We start from the raw sequence: 17380 nt of genomic DNA, 5'->3' as shown, positions 1-17380 counted from the left end.
ATATGATGTTGTTTACGAACAAGAAAATTATCCATTTATTCCTCACAGACTATAAATTATGGCAACAATAATTACAATGCCCCGTTTAAGTGATACCATGACTGAAGGCGTGGTAGCCACTTGGTTGAAAAAAGTGGGAGACACAATAAAAACAGGTGAAATTTTAGCCGAAATTGAAACCGATAAGGCCACAATGGAATTTGAATCATTCTATGACGGTGTTTTATTACATATAGGTATTCAAGAAGGAGAATCTGCTCCTATAGATTCATTATTAGCCATTGTTGGAAAACAAGGTGAAGATATTTCTGGATTATTAAATGGAAACGCCACAGCTAACATAGTCGAAGAAGTAAAATCTGAAGCTTCTATAGCAACTCCAACAAAATCAGAGCTTCCTGCAGGTGTAAAAGTAGTAACCATGCCTCGTTTGTCTGATACAATGACAACAGGTACTGTAGCCACTTGGTTGAAAAAAGTAGGCGATACCATCAAAGAAGGTGATATCTTAGCTGAAATTGAAACCGATAAAGCTACTATGGAATTTGAATCTTTTAATTCAGGTACCTTATTATATATAGGTGTTGAAGAAGGCGGTACAGCTCCAGTAGATACAATTTTAGCAATCTTAGGACCAGCTGGTACAGATGTTACAGGAATAGTTGCTAACTATTCAGTGGGTGCAACTGTTGCAACTCAAAAAGAGGAAGTGGTTAAGCAAGATTCAAACCCAACACCAAATACACAACACGTAACACCTAATTCTAATGATAGAATATTTGCATCGCCTTTAGCTAAAAAAATCGCTTCAGATAAAGGTTTAAATTTATCTCAAGTTAAAGGTTCCGGTGAAAATGGAAGAATTACAAAATCAGATGTAGAAAACTTTACTCCATCAGCTGCTAGTACCTCGATTCAAGCTGTTGCAGATGCAAATAATGCAGTTTCAGCTGTGAAACCTTTTGTTCCAGCAGGAGAAATGTTTCAAGAAGAAATTAAAAACTCGCAAATGCGTAAAACTATCGCGAGACGTTTATCAGAATCTAAATTTACAGCACCACATTATTATTTAACAATTGAGTTAGATATGGATAATGCAATTGCTTCAAGAAATATGATTAATAGCTTGCCAGAAACTAAAGTATCATTTAACGATATGGTTATCAAGGCTTCAGCTATGGCATTGAAAAAACATCCACAAGTAAATTCTCAATGGAGAGAAGATGCAATGGTTATTAATCATCACGTAAATATTGGTGTGGCTGTAGCTGTTGAAGATGGTTTGATGGTTCCAGTGTTGAAATTTACTGATCAAATGAGTTTAACTCAAATTGGCGTGACTGTAAAAGATTTAGCAGGAAAAGCAAAATCAAAGAAAATTCAACCAGCCGAAATGGAGGGAAGTACCTTTACCATTTCTAACTTAGGAATGTTTGGAATTCAATCGTTTACTTCTATTATCAATCAACCCAACTCAGCTATTTTATCCGTTGGAGCTATTATTGAAAAACCAGTAGTTAAAAATGGTCAAATTGTAGTGGGTAATACCATGACAGTAACTTTAGCTTGCGACCACAGAACAGTTGACGGAGCTACAGGCGCTAAGTTTTTACAAACATTTAAAGCGTTTATGGAAAATCCAGTTACGATGTTAGCATAAAAAAAATATTTTTACAATAATGAAATCCTGAAAAATTTTTTTCAGGATTTTTTTTTATATTTACATAAAACAAATACTATTTTGAAAAATATAATTATCACAGGAACTTCTCGCGGAATTGGCTATGAAATGGCTTTGCAGTTTGCCAATTCGGGTCATCAAGTTTTAGCTATTTCTCGTAAAACACCTCAAGTTTTAATGGAACACGAAAATATTACGTGTTTATCAATTGATATTTCAGATGAAAATCAGTTGCAACAAGTACACAAATTTGTTTCGAAAACTTGGAAAAAAGTGGACGTGCTAATTCATAATGCAGGGAGTTTACTTCATAAAAATTTTACAGAAATTACTTCACAAGAATTTCAAAATATATATAAAGTAAATGTTTTTGCTGTTGCTGAACTAACTAAAATTTGTATTCCATTTATGGGAAAAGGAAGCCACGTGGTTACTTTAAGTTCAATGGGAGGCATACAAGGAAGTATTAAATTTGCAGGACTTTCCGCTTATAGCTCAAGCAAAGGGGCGGTAATTACATTATCGGAATTATTAGCTGAGGAATACAAAGAAAGCGGCATTTCTTTTAATGTTTTAGCCTTGGGCGCTGTCAATACAGAAATGTTACAAGAAGCTTTTCCAGGATATGAAGCACCACTTTCTGCTAAAGAAATGGCTGGTTATATATATAATTTCGCTTTAACTGGGAATAAATTTTATAATGGAAAAGTACTTCAGGTAAGTGCTTCAACACCTTAAAAGTAGTAACTTTATTTCAAATTAAACTATACACCTATGACTAAATTAAACGCCATTCAATTATTTGAAGACAAAAAAGTAAGAACCGTTTGGGATTCCGAACAAGAAAAATGGTTTATTTCTATTATTGATGTAATAGAAGTTTTAACGGAAAGTGAGCGTCCAAGAAAATATTGGAGCGATTTAAAAAAGAAATTAGAAAAAGAAGGAAGTCAGTTGTCCGAAAATATCGGACAACTGAAAATGCAATCATCAGACGGTAAATTTTATAAAACTGATATAGCAGATACAGAACAACTTTTTAGAATAATTCAATCTGTTCCATCACCAAAAGCTGAACCTATTAAACTTTGGTTGGCTCAAATTGCTGCTGAAAGATTAGATGAAATTCAAGATCCAGAACTTTCAATCGATAGAGCTTTGGAGCAATATTTACAATTGGGATATTCTGAGAATTGGATAAATCAACGCTTAAAAAGCATTGAAATTCGAAAAGAGTTAACAGATGAATGGAAAAATAAAGGTGTAAAAGTAGGGCAACAATTTGCGATTTTAACAGATATTATTTCTAAATCTTGGTCAAATAAAACTACCAAAGAATATAAAATATTAAAAGGTCTAAAGAAAGAAAATCTTAGAGACAACATGACGAATACGGAGTTAATTTTAAACATGTTAGCAGAAGCTTCAGTAAAAGATATTTCAAAGGCTGTAAATCCTGAAACTTTTGAAGAAAACAAAATCGTAGCCGCACAAGGTGGAAATGTAGCAAAAGTGGCAAGGATAGAATTAGAAGCAAAAACAGGAAAAAATGTAATTACAGCCACTAATGCAAAAGCACTATTAAATAGTAAAAGTAACGATACCAATTAAATGTTAAATGTTTTACAAAAATATTTGCCAGAACACGCCGTAGCAACCGTTTTCGAATTGATAAAAGCGAATCATGTACATTTAAAAATTGTAAATGAACGAAATACACGTCATGGTGACTATCGGAGACATCCTGACGGTTTTCATCAAATAACGGTCAATGCCAATTTGAATAAATACCGATTTTTAATGACGTTGATTCATGAAATTGCGCATTTGGTTGCTTTTGAAAAATATGGAAGAAACATTTTACCTCATGGAACGGAATGGAAAATAACGTTTCAGCATTTAATGATTCCGTTTATTCGTCCTGAAATTTTTCCTCATCAAATTTTACCGTTGATGGCAAGACATTTTAGAAATCCTAAAGCAAGTTCAGATACGGATGCCACTTTGTCTTTAGCTTTAAAGCAGTTTGATGATAGAAATACGGAGCACAATTATATGTTTGAAATTCCATACGGTAGTACTTTTCGAATCAAAAATGGAAAAGTTTTTAAAAAAATTGCTTTACGTGTTAAGCGATATGAATGTTTAGAAATAAGTTCAGGAAGATTATTCTTATTTCAACCTAATGCAGAAGTTGAAGTCATTTCTAATTAATGATATTATTAAATTTATACAAAAAAGCTTCAGAATTTTCTGAAGCTTTTTTATATGTATATTAAAGGTTACTCTTTTTTTGTAGTCGTTTTTTTAGGAGAAGTTTCTTTAGTTGTTGTTTTTTTTGCAGGAGCTTTTTTAACAGGAGCTTTCTTTGATGCTACTTTTTTTGTGGTTTTCTCCGTTGTTTTTTCAACTTTATCTTTAACAACCACTTTTTTTACAGGAGCTTTTTTCGCAGGAGCTTTTATAACTTTTGGTTTTTCTGCCATTATTTCTATGCTTTCTTTTACATCTTCAATAATTTCAGTTGCTTTTTCCATTATTGGCTCGGCAAGTTCGGAAATTTTTTCAGTTGTATTTTCTGCAGTTTGTTTAGCTTTTCCAAATAATGAGCTAAAAAAATTTAATAATCCCATAATAATTTAGTTTTAAGTTTGCTCAAAGATAAGTAATTGGAAATCAATACACAAAATAAAATTTTAACAAATTTAAAAATAGTTATATTTTATAGTTTTAAATTTTGATTAAATCAATCTCTAGCTTTCTCAATCGCAATCAATTTTCTATATTTGTAAAAAACAGTTTTATGTTATCATTAAATGTAATTAACGAAACCTCAAGATTAAGAGCAGTAGTACTTGGAACGGCTATTAGCAATGGTCCAACACCTACAATTGAAGAAGCTTATGACCCAAAATCATTAGAACATATTATTGCTGGAACCTATCCAATTGAAGCAGATATGGTTGCAGAAATGGAAGCGTTTAATGCCGTTTTTCAAAAATATGATGTAAAAGTATATCGTCCTGAAATTATTGAAAATTATAACCAAATTTTTACAAGAGATATCGGTTTTGTAATTGATGATATTTTTATTAAAGCTAATATTTTACCAGATAGAGAAAGAGAATTAGAAGCAATTCATTACATAATTGATAAAATAGATCCAAATAAAGTGGTTCGTCCACCAGAAAATGTTCATATCGAAGGTGGCGATGTAATGCCTTGGAATGACTACATTTTTATTGGAACTTATAAAGGTTCGGATTATAAAAATTATATTACAGCGAGAACAAATATGGAAGGGGTAGCATTCATTCAAAATTTGTTTCCAAATAAAATAGTAAAGGCTTTCGATTTGGTAAAATCAAAAATTGAACCAAGAGATAATGCGTTACATTTAGATTGTTGTTTTCAACCAATCGGCACAAATAAAGGAATAATTTACAAAAGCGGTTTTCGAGAAGAAGCGGATTACATGTTTCTTGTAAATTTGTTTGGTAAAGATAATTTGTTTCATATCGAAAGAGAAGAAATGTATCATATGAACTCAAATATTTTTTCAATAGCTCCAGATGTAATTGTATCTGAGAAAAATTTCACAAGATTAAATGCTTGGTTACGCCAAAACGATTTTACAGTAGAAGAAATTCCTTATGCTGAAATTTCAAAACAAGAAGGACTACTAAGATGTTCTACTTTACCATTAATTAGAGATTAAAATAATTTGTTTCAAGTTTCACGTAATAAAACCTGAAACCTGAAACTTTAAACAAAATAAAATGAAACAAACTACCAACACCATATTAATGATTCGTCCCGTGGCGTTTCGTATGAACGAACAAACGGCTGTTAATAATTATTATCAAAAAGTTTTAGATGATTTAACCCCAGAAACGGTAAATTTTAAAGCAGTGCAGGAATTTGATGCCTACGTTGAAAAATTAAAAAGTGTAGGCGTACAAGTAATTGTAATTCAAGACAAAAAAGAACCTGACACACCAGATAGTATTTTTCCAAACAACTGGATTTCCTTTCACGAAACAGGTGATGTTGTTTTGTATCCTATGTTTGCCGAAAACAGAAGATTAGAACGAAGAGAAGATGTATTAGATGTTTTGGAAGATAAAGGCTTTGAGATAACTGAAATTATGGATTATACTTCTGCAGAAGAAGATAATATATATTTAGAAGGAACCGGAAGTTTAATTTTAGACAGAGAATTTAATAAAGCGTATTGCGCCCTTTCGCCAAGAGCTGACGAAGAATTATTTATCGAATTTTGCGAAGATTTTGATATGTCTCCAATTATTTTTGAAGCCTTCCAAACCGCAAATGGCGAAAGAAAAGCGATATATCATACCAATGTAATGATGTGTATTGCAGAAACATTTGCCGTTATTTGTGCCGATTGTATAGATGATAAAAAAGAACGTAAAATGGTTTTAGAAAACCTTAAAGCGGACGGTAAAGAAATTATTTTAATCACAGAACAACAAGTAAATAATTTTGCAGGAAATATGTTACAAGTTCGTGGTGCAGCAGATAAACGTTATTTAGTAATGAGCAATTCCGCTTATCAAAGTCTAACGAAAGCACAGATTGATAAAATCGAAAAACATTGTGAGATTTTACACGCCAGTTTAGATTTAATTGAGGCGTGTGGCGGTGGTAGCGCTCGCTGTATGATGGCTGAGGTTTTCTTACCGAAAATCGAATAAATGAAAATTATATAAATGATTAAATTCCAAATTTCAGCACTATTCAGTTGGAATTTGGAATTTTTTTTTTGGAATTTTCTAAATTTAAATCCCTCTAATAATACTTAAGACAGCACTAATAATATATTGAATTCCGATAGCAATGGTTAAAAAACCAATAATTCTGGATATGGCTACAATTCCTGATGATCCTAATATTTTTGCTAAATAATGCGCACTTCGTAATATTAAATAAATTAAAATGGCTACAGCTAAAATGGCAAAACAAGAAAATAATATTTCCGAAGTGGTTATAGAAGCGTCAGATTCTGTTAATTCTTGATAATATGCTATTAATAATGAAATAGATCCAGGGCCAGCAAGCATAGGCATTGCTAAAGGCGTAAGCGCAATATTTTGGCGAGTTTCTACTTCTTTTTGTACCTTTTTATTAATTCCTTTGTTCTTGCTAAAGTTTCCATTTAATAATGAAAATCCCGAACTGGCTATAATAATTCCACCTGCAATTCGTAATGCCGTAATGGTAATTCCGAAAAAAGATAAAACATATTGGCCCACAAAAAACGATATAAGTAAAATCACAAATACATTAATTGAAGTAATTAAAGAAGTTTTAGATCGTTCAGATGAAGAATATCCTTGAGTTAATCCTACAAAAATAGGCACGGTTCCAATCGGATTTAAAACAGAAAATAAGGCGGCAAATAAATAAATAAAAATCTCCATAGTTTTTTTGCAAATATATCTTGTTATTCAAAGATAGAATTTATAATACAATTATTTAAATGTAAATTAAAAAACATTTTGTAATTTAGTATGAATAAAATCTCAATAAAATGAAAACATTAGTTTTAGGTGCTACCACAAATAAAGAAAGATATGCTTATAAAGCGATACAAAGTTTAATTAATAAAACGCATCAAGTAGTAGCTATCGGAACTAAAGAAGGTATGGCTTTAGATGTTAAAATTGAGACAACTAAATTTCCATTTACTGGAATTGATACCGTTACATTATATTTAAATCCAAAAAATCAAGAAGAATATTACGATTATATTATTTCATTAAAACCAAGACGTGTGATATTTAATCCTGGAACTGAAAATCCAGCATTTTATGAAATATTAAAACAAAATAATATTGAATTCGATGTGGCTTGCACGTTGGTTTTATTAGCTACAAATCAGTATTAATTTCACCTTTTTTACTTATTAAGTAAAGTCCAATAAAAGTAATTAATCCGTTAACTATAATTAATTCTTCTGCAAATGCATATGGAATTAATTTAGGGGCTTCCGCATCAATTCCAGAATTCATACTAATTAAAAAAGTTATTGCTGGCGATAACAAACAAATAAATGGCACCAATTTATCTTTTACGGAACGATTTTTGACTAAAATTCCAAAAGCAAACAATCCTAAAAGCGGTCCGTATGTGTACGACGCAACTTTAAATATTAACTTAACTACAGATTGATTGGTTAACGAATTAAAAATTAAAATCACAAAAAATATGGCTAACGAAAATCCAATATGTACCAAATGTCTAGTTTTTACTGTGTTTTTTGTTTCTTCTTTTTTCTCCATTCCTAAAAAATCAATACAAAATGAAGTAGTTAATGCGGTTAAAGCAGAATCTGTTGTTGCAAATGTAGCAGCGGTTAATCCTAATAAAAACACAACTGCTGGTATTAAAGCAAAATGATTGAATGCTATTTCAGGAAATAATAAATCGGTTCTAACAGCGCCATTTAAAGTTGGAACTGGAATATTGTTTTTAGCTGCAAATAAATACAATAAAGCCCCAACACTCAAGAAAAACAAATTGATGATTACAAATATTCCAGTAAACGTAAACATATTTTTTTGCGCTTCTTTGATGTTCTTGCAGCTTAGATTTTTCTGCATTAAATCTTGATCTAATCCAACCATTGCGATGGTCACAAAAATTCCACCTAAAATTTGTTTTACAAAATGTTGTCCTGAACCTATAAAATCTTCAAAAAAGAAAATTTTAGAATATTTTGAATCATTAATTTTTGAAATGGCTTCGCTAAATCCAAAATCTAAACTGTCACAAACAAAATAAATAGTAAAAAACACCGAACTTACTAAAAATACAGTTTGTAATGTATCTGTAATTATTATCGTTTTTAATCCTCCTTTATAAGTATACGCAAAAATTAGTCCTAAACTTATCAAAACAGTCGCCCAAAATGGAATACCATAAGTGTTAAAAACAAAATTTTGTAACACTAAAACCACTAAATACAATCTAAAGGCAGAACCAATTGTTCTGCTTAATAAAAATATAAAAGAAGCGGTTTTGTAACTAAAATAACCCAATCGTTGTTCAATATACGTATAAATTGAAGTTAAATTTAGTTTATAATATAAAGGTAATAATACGGTGGCTACAATAATAAATCCAATAGCATTTCCTAAAATAAATTGAAAATAAGCAAACTGATTCGCTTCTACAGCACCAGGAACTGAAATAAAAGTAACACCTGAAAGTGCTGTTCCAATCATTCCAAAAGCTACTAAATACCAGGGTGATTTGCTATTTGCTTTAAAAAAAGTATCGTTACTGCTCCCTGATTTTTTGTTCATGAAATAAGAAATTCCAAACAAAACAATGAAATATGAAACAAAAAATAGTAAAATTGTAATTGGTTGCATAAGTTTTTTTTACAAAAATAACAGAATAATGTATATTCGCGGCATATTTGTTTAAATTTGAAAAAATTAATTAAGATGAAAAATTTATTTACAAGAAAGTTCTTAAGCTTTTTAACTTTTTTTATGGTTTGTAGTACTGCATTTGCTCAAAAATTAGAAAGTAAAGAAAAATTGGCACCTGCGGTTGTTATTTTTATGGATTTTAATAAATCCTTATATTCAAAAAGTGAAGGAAATGCTTATTTTTCTGAAGATCCTAAGGCCGCTTTGGTTGGGATGATTGTTCCAAAAAAATACAGTGTTTTAATGGAAGAAATGAAAAAAGACGGGGCAGATGGTGTTAAGAATTTACAAAATGGTGAATTTGAAAATTCAGGTCAAAAGTACTTTTTCTATTCAGGAAATATTATTGCGGAAAAAACAAAAGAATTTTTCTTAGAAGTTTTATTAAAAGAATTAGATGAAAACCATTGTGTTGTAGTTACATCTATGTTTCAGCCTGCTCACAAAGATATCTTTGGTAAAGAAGCAAAAAAAGCTATTATTTCTGCACAAATTTTAAATTAGCACAAAATAAAATCGTAAAAAACCTATTTATATTTATGTAAATAGGTTTTTTCTTTTTAATATATTTGCAAAATGGAATTCTCGTCAAAATTATTGGAAAATGCAGTAAATGAAGTAGCAATGTTGCCTGGAATTGGTAAACGAACGGCTATGCGATTGGTGTTGCATCTATTGAAACAACCTGCAACTCAAACACAAGAATTGACAGATGCAGTAACTAAAATGCGAAACGATATTATTTATTGTCAAAATTGTCACAATATTTCTGATTTTGCTGTTTGTGAAATTTGCAATAATCCATCAAGAGACCATTCAATAATTTGTGTGGTTGAAGATGTAAGAGACGTAATGGCTATTGAAAATACTAGAATGTATAAAGGAATTTATCACGTTTTAGGTGGTAAAATTTCACCTATCGAAGGTGTTTCACCTAGTCAATTAAATATTATTTCATTAGTAGAAAAAGTGAAGGAACAAAAAGTTACAGAAATTATTTTTGCCTTAAGTTCCACTATGGAAGGCGATACTACAAATTTTTATATCTTTAAGCAAATTAAACCATTTTCAATAAAAGTATCAACAATTGCAAGAGGTATTTCAGTTGGTGACGAATTAGAATACGCAGATGAAGTTACATTAGGAAGAAGTTTATTGCAAAGAATTCCTTTTGAATCTTCTATGAAATCAATGTAGATTTTAATACATTAAATAAAATTTAAAAAATAAAGAACGTTAATAAGATGATTAAAAATATTTGTTGTATTGGTGCAGGTTATGTTGGAGGTCCAACTATGGCGGTTATTGCTCAAAAATGTCCACATATTAAGGTAACTGTAGTTGATTTAAATCAAGACAGAATTAACGCTTGGAATAATGAAGACGTAAATTTGTTACCCATTTATGAGCCTGGATTAGATGTTGTAGTAAAAGAAGCGAGAGGAAGAAATTTATTCTTTTCAACAGAAGTAGATCAAGCCATTGATGAAGCGGATTTGATTTTTATTTCAGTTAATACACCTACAAAAACGTATGGTGTAGGTAAAGGTATGGCTGCAGATTTAAAATATATCGAGTTATGTGCCAGACAAATTGCTCGCGTAGCTAAAACAGATAAAATAGTAGTTGAAAAATCAACTTTACCAGTTCGAACGGCCCAAGCCATAAAAGATATTTTAGACAATACAGGAAATGGTGTAAATTTTCAAATTTTATCGAATCCTGAATTTTTAGCTGAAGGTACAGCAATTGAAGATTTGTTTGCTCCAGATAGAGTGTTAATTGGAGGAGACACTACAGTTGAAGGTCAAGATGCTATTCGTAAACTGGTTGAGGTGTATGCAAATTGGGTAAACAAAGAGCTTATTTTAACCACAAATGTATGGTCTTCTGAATTATCAAAACTAACCGCAAATGCTTTTTTAGCGCAACGCGTTTCTTCAATTAATGCGATGAGTGAATTGTGTGAGAAAACAGGTGCCGACGTAAATGAAGTAGCAAAAGCAATTGGTTTAGATAGTAGAATTGGTTCAAAATTTCTAAAATCATCAGTAGGTTTTGGCGGATCTTGTTTTCAGAAAGATATTTTAAACTTAGTATATATAGCTAAATCATACGGTTTAAATGAAGTTGCCGATTATTGGGAACAAGTAATCATTATGAATGACCATCAAAAGCGTCGTTTTTCTAAAAATATTATTAATACGTTATACAATACTGTTTCGGGTAAAAAAATCGCTTTTTTAGGTTGGGCTTTTAAGAAAGACACAAACGATACAAGAGAATCTGCTGCTATTTATGTGGCAAATGATTTAATAAGTGAACGGGCAAATATTGCGGTTTTCGATCCAAAAGTTGAAGAAAATCAAATTCTTTCGGATTTAAATTACTTAGAATCTCGTTCAGTTGAAGAAAATAAAAAATACATCTCAGTAGAAAAAAATGGCTACGATGCTTGTAATAAAGCTCACGCTATCGCTATCTTAACAGAATGGGATGAGTTTAAAACCTACGATTGGCAAAAAATATACGACAATATGCTAAAACCTGCTTTTGTTTTTGACGGAAGAAACGTGTTAAATAAAGCAGCATTAGAAAAAATTGGATTCATTTACCAAGCTATTGGTTCATAAATTATGTTTTTTAATTCCATTCATTTTGCTGTATTTTTACCAGTAATTTTTATTTTATATTGGTTTGTTTTTAATAAAAATAAATCATGGCAAAATGCATTGTTAATTATTGCTAGTTATTATTTTTATGCTTGTTGGGATTGGCGTTTTCTATTTTTATTAGTCTTTTCTACACTTTTAGATTATTTTTCAGGGATTCAAATAGAGAAGAGCAAATCGGTTAAGGAAAGTAAAATCTGGTTTTGGTTGAGTGTAATAATTAACTTGGGGTTTTTAGGTGTTTTTAAATATTATAACTTTTTTGCCACTTCATTCACCGAATTAATAAATGGCTTCGGATTTCAAGTAAATCCCTTGTTGATTAAAGTAATTTTACCGGTCGGAATTTCATTTTATACCTTTCATGGCTTATCTTACGTAATTGATATTTATTATAAACGCATAAAAGCCGAAACAAATTTCATCGACTATTCCCTTTTTGTGAGTTATTTCCCTTTATTAGTTGCTGGGCCAATTGAACGAGCCACGCACTTATTGCCACAAGTAAAAGTAAAACGAGAATTTAATTTCGAAAAAGCCAAAGAAGGCGTTCATCAAATTATTTGGGGATTAGTAAAAAAAGTTGTTATTGCAGATTCTTGTGCCTTATATGCTAATGAAGTATTTAACCATCAAGAACAAATGAATTCGTTATCCCTATTATTAGGTGCGATTTATTTTGCTTTTCAAATTTATGGCGATTTTTCAGGATATTCAGATATTGCGTTAGGAACCTCAAAGTTATTTGGAATTGATTTATTGAAAAACTTTAATTTCCCTTATTTTTCAAGAGATATAGCTGAGTTTTGGCGACGTTGGCACATATCCTTGTCTTCATGGTTTAGAGATTATTTATACATTCCATTAGGTGGAAGCAAAGGTGGAAAATGGATGCAAGTTCGTAATACGTTTATTATCTTTTTAGTAAGTGGTTTTTGGCACGGTGCCAATTGGACATTCATTGCATGGGGATTTCTAAATGCTATCTACTTTTTGCCATTACTATTACTAAATAAAAACAGGAATAACTTAGAAGACATTCATTTTAAATGGAATTTCAACGGATTTAAAACGATTTTCCAAATACTTATTACTTTTTCAATAACTACTTTTGCTTGGATATTTTTTAGGGCAAAATCTATTTCAGATGCCGTTTTGTACATTAAAAATATGTTCACCAATTTGAATTTTGATAGTCAATTTTTAAATAATGCTCGTTATGCTCCAGAATTGTTATGGTTAATTGGTGTTTTTGTATTATTTGAATGGTTTAACAAATACAAAACAGAGCCTATTTCAGGAAAATATGAAAATATAAAATTATTGTTTTGCATTTTAGCTATTTTAGCGTTAGGCGTTTTTTCAGATTATAAAGAATTTATTTATTTTCAGTTTTAATGAAACGTTTTTTTAAACTCACAGTCCTTTTTATATTTATACTTTTTATAGCTTCGTTGTTATTAGATGTTGTTTTTACTACAATAATTTCTCAATCATCTGAAAGAAACAAAGTAGAAAACGTAATGCATTCATTCGGAAAAAAATATGATTTAGTTATTATGGGAACTTCTCGAGCCAACAATCATTTTGTTACGGATTTGTTCGAAAAAAAAGGATTAAAGTCTTTTAATTATGGAATTAGTGGTTCTCATTTATTTGAAACGTCTTTGTTGTTAAAAGTAATGATTGCCAACAAATTTCAAATTAAGAATTTAATTCTGGAAGCGGATTTAAGTATTTGTAATGAAAAAAGAGACGAAGGAATAACGGCGCGTTTTATGCCTTACATTCACACAAATTCTATTATTAAAGAACATTATAAAAAGGAATCAGATTTTAAACAACTATATTATGTGCCTTTTTACAGATATATAAAATTTGATGCAAAAATTGGTTTTAGAGAAGTATATGAAGTACTTGCAAAAAAACCAACAAATACGCTTTATAATAAAGGATATTACCCTTTAATTTTTGATAAAAAGGGAAGTATGAAAAATAATATTTCAACATTAAAAGTGATACGAAATAAATATTACGAAGAAATTAAGAAACTCTGTAAGCAAAATAATATCAATTTAATTGTAGTGATGACACCCATGTGTAAAAATACAAAAGGATTAGATTATTTTGATAAAGTAAAAAAACAATATCCAGAAATTAATAATTTTGAAAATACGGTTACAGATGATCGCTATTTTGCATCTTGCGGACATCTGAATAATGAGGGGGCTATTATCTATACAAATCACATTTTAAATACATTTTTCAAATAGTATATTTTTGCGGTTTTTTGCCATTTTTTATTCTTTTTATTTCTTCAAAAACATCTAAAACCAGCTTAATTTTTCAATTTTATTGTTTTTTATTCTGATTTTTTAGTTTTCTTTAAAACCCTATTAATCAAGATGGTTAAATCATAATTTGACGGTTTATTACATCTTAATGAAATGTTAATTACTTGATTTTCAGAAAAATAATAAAAAATGTTGTATCTTTGCAATGTTAATTCAATTGGAGTGGTATGATTTATGTCAATCAAACACAATGTAAAAAATAGAATTTTTTACCCTTTTGAGAAATAAATTTACATGAGAAAAGACATTATTTATTTTGGAGTTGCCATTGCATTTATAGCCATAATTAGTTCTGGTTTTAGAGCATTTAAAGAGGAATCTGTTACAGGATTTCATATCGATGATTCGGAAGTTTACGAGTATCGAGTACCTTCAAAAGACGAATCGGTAAAGTTGAATTTTTCTATACCTTATACAGGAAATACGTTTATCGGTTTCACACAAGCCCTAGGAGTCAAAGAATCTGCAGGCATTTACACGCTGGTTAATCCTTATGGTTACATGGGAAAATACCAATTCGGAAGAAGCACATTACGACACATTGGTGTATACAACTTCAAAGACTTCCTTAATAACCCAAACTTACAAGAAAACGCTTTTTATGCTTTATTATGCATAAATAAATGGGAGTTAAGAAAAGAAATTAAAAATTATTCAGGTAGAATAATTAATGGAATCAAAATTACAGAATCGGGATTATTAGCAGCAGCACATTTAGCGGGTGCAAGTTCAGTAAAAGCATACCTTAAAAGTAATGGAAAAAATGGTTTTAGAGACGGATTTGGGACTTCTTTAAGGTCTTACATTAAAAGATTTAATGGATATGACACTTCAAATGTTATTTCTAATAGATTTGCAAAAGTTACAGCAAACTAATTTTTTTGAATAATAAATATACAAGGTCGGTTATGTAAATCGACCTTTTGTTTTTTCCAGTCGTTTACGGTTTTTGTTTTTATAAATTCAGTTGGTAACGTAACATCACAAGCAATACATAAATTGGTTTGCGGGTGAAGCGTGGTTAATATATCTTCTAAAAATTTATTATTTCTATACGGTGTTTCCATAAAAAGTTGCGCCTGATTTTTTTCTTGAGACCATTTCTCTAAATTTCTCAAGGCACTTTTCTTTTCATTTTTTTCGATAGGTAAATAACCAGTGAAAGCAAAATTTTGACCATTCATTCCGCTTGCCATTAATGCTAATAAAATCGAGCTGGGTCCAACTAATGGTACTACCTGAATTCCTTTTTCGTGAGCTAATTTTACAATTACAGCGCCTGGATCAGCAATTCCTGGACATCCAGCTTCGCTCATTACACCCATATCGATTCCGTTTAATAAGGGCTGAATCATTTCGTAATGTTCAGAAATATCAGTATGTTTATTTAATGACCATAATTTTAAACTAGGTTGAGGCTTTTCTGGGTAAATTGCTTTAATGCATTTTCTGGCTGTTTTTTCATTCTCTACAATGTAATAATCTAAAAGTTCGATACATCTTCTAATGGATTGTGGTAAAACGTCGTTAGGATCTACTGAAACTTCACCAGGATTTGATAAAGTACAAGGTATTAAATATAATTTACCAAATGTTGAGGTTGCATTCATCGTGTATTTTTTAGTAAAGAATAAAACTAATTTATTTAATTCTTGAAGCTATTATCGTACATGCTTCATCTAACAAATGAAATACATGTTCAAAATCTTCCAATTCACCATAATAGGGATCTGGAACTTCTAAATCACTAGTTGAATCAACTTCATTCAAAATTAATTTAACTTTTTGTTTGGATACCTCATTAGGCGCTATAGCGATTACGTTTTTGTAATTGGAGTTATCCATTACATAAATATAATCAAAAGTTTCAAAATCAGATTTCGTAATTTGTCTACACTTTTGTTGGCTAATGTCAATACCAAATTTCTTAGCAGTTACAATAGATCGTTTGTCTGGTGCTGTTCCAACATGATAGTTTGCTGTTCCAGCACTATCTACAATACATTTATTTATAGGAAGTTTTGATTGTAAAACACCTTCTGCTAATGGCGAGCGGCATATATTGCCCAGGCAAACCATTAAAACTTTGGTGGACATTTTAAATACTCAGTTTTTTATTAATGTCTTCCACAAACTTTTTAAATTGTTTGTCGGTAGCCACTAAATTGTCAACTGTTTTCACAGCGTGCAATACCGTAGCGTGGTCTCTATCGCCAATTTGTGAACCAATATTTGCCAATGATGCTTTTGTGAATTTTTTAGAAAAATACATAGCTAATTGACGCGCTTGAACAATGTGACGTTTTCTGGTTTTCGATTTTAATGTTTCTGTATCCAATTGGAAATAATCAGAAACCACTTTTTGAATATAATCAATAGAGATTTCACGTTTGATATTTTTCACAAACTTCTCTACAACTTGCTTAGCTAGTTCTAAGTTAATCTCACGCTTGTTAAATGAAGACTGTGCAATTAATGAAATAATAGCCCCTTCTAATTCTCTAACGTTTGATTTTATATGTTTTGCTACGTATTCTAAAATTTCATCTGGCATTTCAACACCATCTCTGTACAAGATATTTCTTAAGATAGAAATTCTTGTTTCATAATCGGGTTGGTGTAATTCAGCAGACAATCCCCATTTGAAACGAGATAATAAGCGTTGCTCAATATCTTGCATGTCTACAGGCGCTTTGTCCGAAGTTAAAATAACTTGTTTTCCATTCTGATGCAAATAATTGAAAATGTGGAAGAACACATCTTGTGTTCCAGCTTTTCCAGATAAAAACTGAACATCATCAATAATTAATACATCAATAAGTTGATAGAAGTGAATGAAATCATTTCTAGTATTTTTCTTTACAGATTCGATATATTGTTGCGTGAAAATTTCAGCCGAAATATATAAAACTGTTTTCTCTGGGAATTTATCTTTAATTTCAACACCTATTGCATGCGCTAAGTGTGTTTTACCTAATCCTACACCACCAAAAATTAATAATGGGTTAAATGAAGTACCACCTGGTTTGTTGGCAACAGCCAAACCGGCACTTCTTGATAATCGGTTAGAATCTCCTTCTAAAAAATTGTCAAAACTATAATTAGCATTTAATTGAGATTCGATTTTTACATTTCTGATACCAGGAATAATAAAAGGATTTTTCAATTCCGGATTTTTATTCACAACAGGCACATCAATTTCTTGAGTTT

At 30.5% G+C, this 17380-nt stretch carries 19 protein-coding genes; 13 read left to right on the top strand and 6 right to left on the bottom strand.

What is annotated here, in order from left to right:
- The first annotated feature begins 58 nt into the window (after window positions 1–58).
- The 4 genes from ABWP78_RS08980 to ABWP78_RS08965 all read left to right on the top strand — a co-directional run bounded on the left by ABWP78_RS08980 (window position 59) and on the right by ABWP78_RS08965 (window position 3895).
- On the top strand, window positions 59–1660 hold the full coding sequence (locus ABWP78_RS08980; RefSeq protein WP_353170680.1) for a dihydrolipoyl dehydrogenase family protein: 1602 nt from the start codon (window positions 59–61) through the stop codon (window positions 1658–1660).
- 81 nt (window positions 1661–1741) lie between these two features.
- Window positions 1742–2419, top strand: coding sequence for an SDR family NAD(P)-dependent oxidoreductase (locus tag ABWP78_RS08975; RefSeq protein ID WP_353170678.1), 678 nt, complete (start codon window positions 1742–1744; stop codon window positions 2417–2419).
- 36 nt (window positions 2420–2455) lie between these two features.
- Window positions 2456–3292, top strand: a complete 837-nt coding sequence (locus tag ABWP78_RS08970) for a BRO family protein (RefSeq protein ID WP_353170676.1) — start codon at window positions 2456–2458, stop codon at window positions 3290–3292.
- On the top strand, window positions 3293–3895 hold the full coding sequence (locus tag ABWP78_RS08965; RefSeq protein ID WP_353170675.1) for a SprT-like domain-containing protein: 603 nt from the start codon (window positions 3293–3295) through the stop codon (window positions 3893–3895).
- Window positions 3896–3963: 68 nt separating this feature from the next.
- Here ABWP78_RS08965 and ABWP78_RS08960 read toward each other — a convergent pair whose 3' ends face one another.
- Complete coding sequence (locus ABWP78_RS08960; protein WP_353170674.1) at window positions 3964–4314, bottom strand: hypothetical protein; 351 nt, start codon at window positions 4312–4314, stop codon at window positions 3964–3966.
- A gap of 170 nt (window positions 4315–4484) precedes the next feature.
- On the opposite strand from ABWP78_RS08960, the gene ABWP78_RS08955 reads away from it, so the two are divergent.
- Window positions 4485–5399 (top strand): dimethylarginine dimethylaminohydrolase family protein, encoded by a 915-nt coding sequence (locus ABWP78_RS08955; RefSeq protein ID WP_353170673.1) that lies wholly within the window; start codon window positions 4485–4487, stop codon window positions 5397–5399.
- A gap of 61 nt (window positions 5400–5460) precedes the next feature.
- Window positions 5461–6399, top strand: a complete 939-nt coding sequence (ctlX, locus tag ABWP78_RS08950; protein WP_353170671.1) for a citrulline utilization hydrolase CtlX — start codon at window positions 5461–5463, stop codon at window positions 6397–6399.
- Window positions 6400–6483: 84 nt separating this feature from the next.
- On the opposite strand, the gene ABWP78_RS08945 is transcribed toward ctlX, so the two are convergent.
- Complete coding sequence (locus tag ABWP78_RS08945) at window positions 6484–7125, bottom strand: MarC family NAAT transporter (protein ID WP_353170670.1); 642 nt, start codon at window positions 7123–7125, stop codon at window positions 6484–6486.
- 110 nt (window positions 7126–7235) lie between these two features.
- On the opposite strand from ABWP78_RS08945, the gene ABWP78_RS08940 reads away from it, so the two are divergent.
- A complete protein-coding gene (locus ABWP78_RS08940; protein ID WP_353170669.1) occupies window positions 7236–7592 on the top strand; it encodes a CoA-binding protein in 357 nt (118 codons plus the stop codon).
- On the opposite strand, the gene ABWP78_RS08935 is transcribed toward ABWP78_RS08940, so the two are convergent.
- Window positions 7576–9081 carry a sodium:solute symporter gene (locus ABWP78_RS08935; protein WP_353170667.1) on the bottom strand — a complete coding sequence of 502 codons (1506 nt, stop codon included), beginning with the start codon at window positions 9079–9081 and terminating at the stop codon, window positions 7576–7578. The genes ABWP78_RS08940 and ABWP78_RS08935 overlap by 17 nt on opposite strands.
- A 75-nt stretch (window positions 9082–9156) precedes the next feature.
- Between ABWP78_RS08935 and ABWP78_RS08930 the strand changes: the two genes are divergently transcribed.
- The 6 genes from ABWP78_RS08930 to ABWP78_RS08905 all read left to right on the top strand — a co-directional run bounded on the left by ABWP78_RS08930 (window position 9157) and on the right by ABWP78_RS08905 (window position 15046).
- Entirely contained in the window at window positions 9157–9648 is a 492-nt protein-coding gene (locus ABWP78_RS08930) for a hypothetical protein (protein ID WP_353170666.1), read from the top strand.
- Between the two features lie 72 nt (window positions 9649–9720).
- Window positions 9721–10341 (top strand): recombination mediator RecR, encoded by a 621-nt coding sequence (recR, locus tag ABWP78_RS08925; RefSeq protein ID WP_353170665.1) that lies wholly within the window; start codon window positions 9721–9723, stop codon window positions 10339–10341.
- A gap of 47 nt (window positions 10342–10388) precedes the next feature.
- Entirely contained in the window at window positions 10389–11777 is a 1389-nt protein-coding gene (locus ABWP78_RS08920; RefSeq protein ID WP_353170663.1) for a UDP-glucose 6-dehydrogenase, read from the top strand.
- Between the two features lie 3 nt (window positions 11778–11780).
- Window positions 11781–13214 (top strand): MBOAT family O-acyltransferase, encoded by a 1434-nt coding sequence (locus ABWP78_RS08915; protein ID WP_353170661.1) that lies wholly within the window; start codon window positions 11781–11783, stop codon window positions 13212–13214.
- Entirely contained in the window at window positions 13214–14089 is an 876-nt protein-coding gene (locus ABWP78_RS08910) for a hypothetical protein (RefSeq protein WP_353170660.1), read from the top strand. The genes ABWP78_RS08915 and ABWP78_RS08910 overlap by 1 nt, the downstream gene beginning before the upstream one ends.
- 315 nt (window positions 14090–14404) lie before the next feature.
- A complete protein-coding gene (locus ABWP78_RS08905) occupies window positions 14405–15046 on the top strand; it encodes a peptidoglycan-binding protein LysM (RefSeq protein WP_353170659.1) in 642 nt (213 codons plus the stop codon).
- On the opposite strand, the gene ABWP78_RS08900 is transcribed toward ABWP78_RS08905, so the two are convergent.
- From ABWP78_RS08900 to dnaA, 3 genes are all read right to left on the bottom strand, one after another.
- Window positions 15043–15780, bottom strand: coding sequence for an SAM-dependent methyltransferase (locus ABWP78_RS08900; protein WP_353170657.1), 738 nt, complete (start codon window positions 15778–15780; stop codon window positions 15043–15045). The two genes, ABWP78_RS08905 and ABWP78_RS08900, sit on opposite strands and share 4 nt — an antisense overlap.
- Before the next feature lie 31 nt (window positions 15781–15811).
- Window positions 15812–16267: a low molecular weight protein-tyrosine-phosphatase gene (locus ABWP78_RS08895; RefSeq protein WP_353170655.1), complete on the bottom strand. Its 456-nt coding sequence runs from the start codon at window positions 16265–16267 to the stop codon at window positions 15812–15814.
- Window position 16268: 1 nt separating this feature from the next.
- Window positions 16269–17380, bottom strand: a 1112-nt coding sequence (gene dnaA / locus ABWP78_RS08890) for a chromosomal replication initiator protein DnaA (protein WP_353170653.1), incomplete at its 5' end; no start/stop codon positions are given.

This window comes from Flavobacterium sp. (assembly GCF_040402955.1).
Lineage (GTDB): Bacteria > Bacteroidota > Bacteroidia > Flavobacteriales > Flavobacteriaceae > Flavobacterium.
Note: the sequence above shows the minus strand (reverse complement) of the source record. Positions and strands in the feature narration are given on the sequence as shown.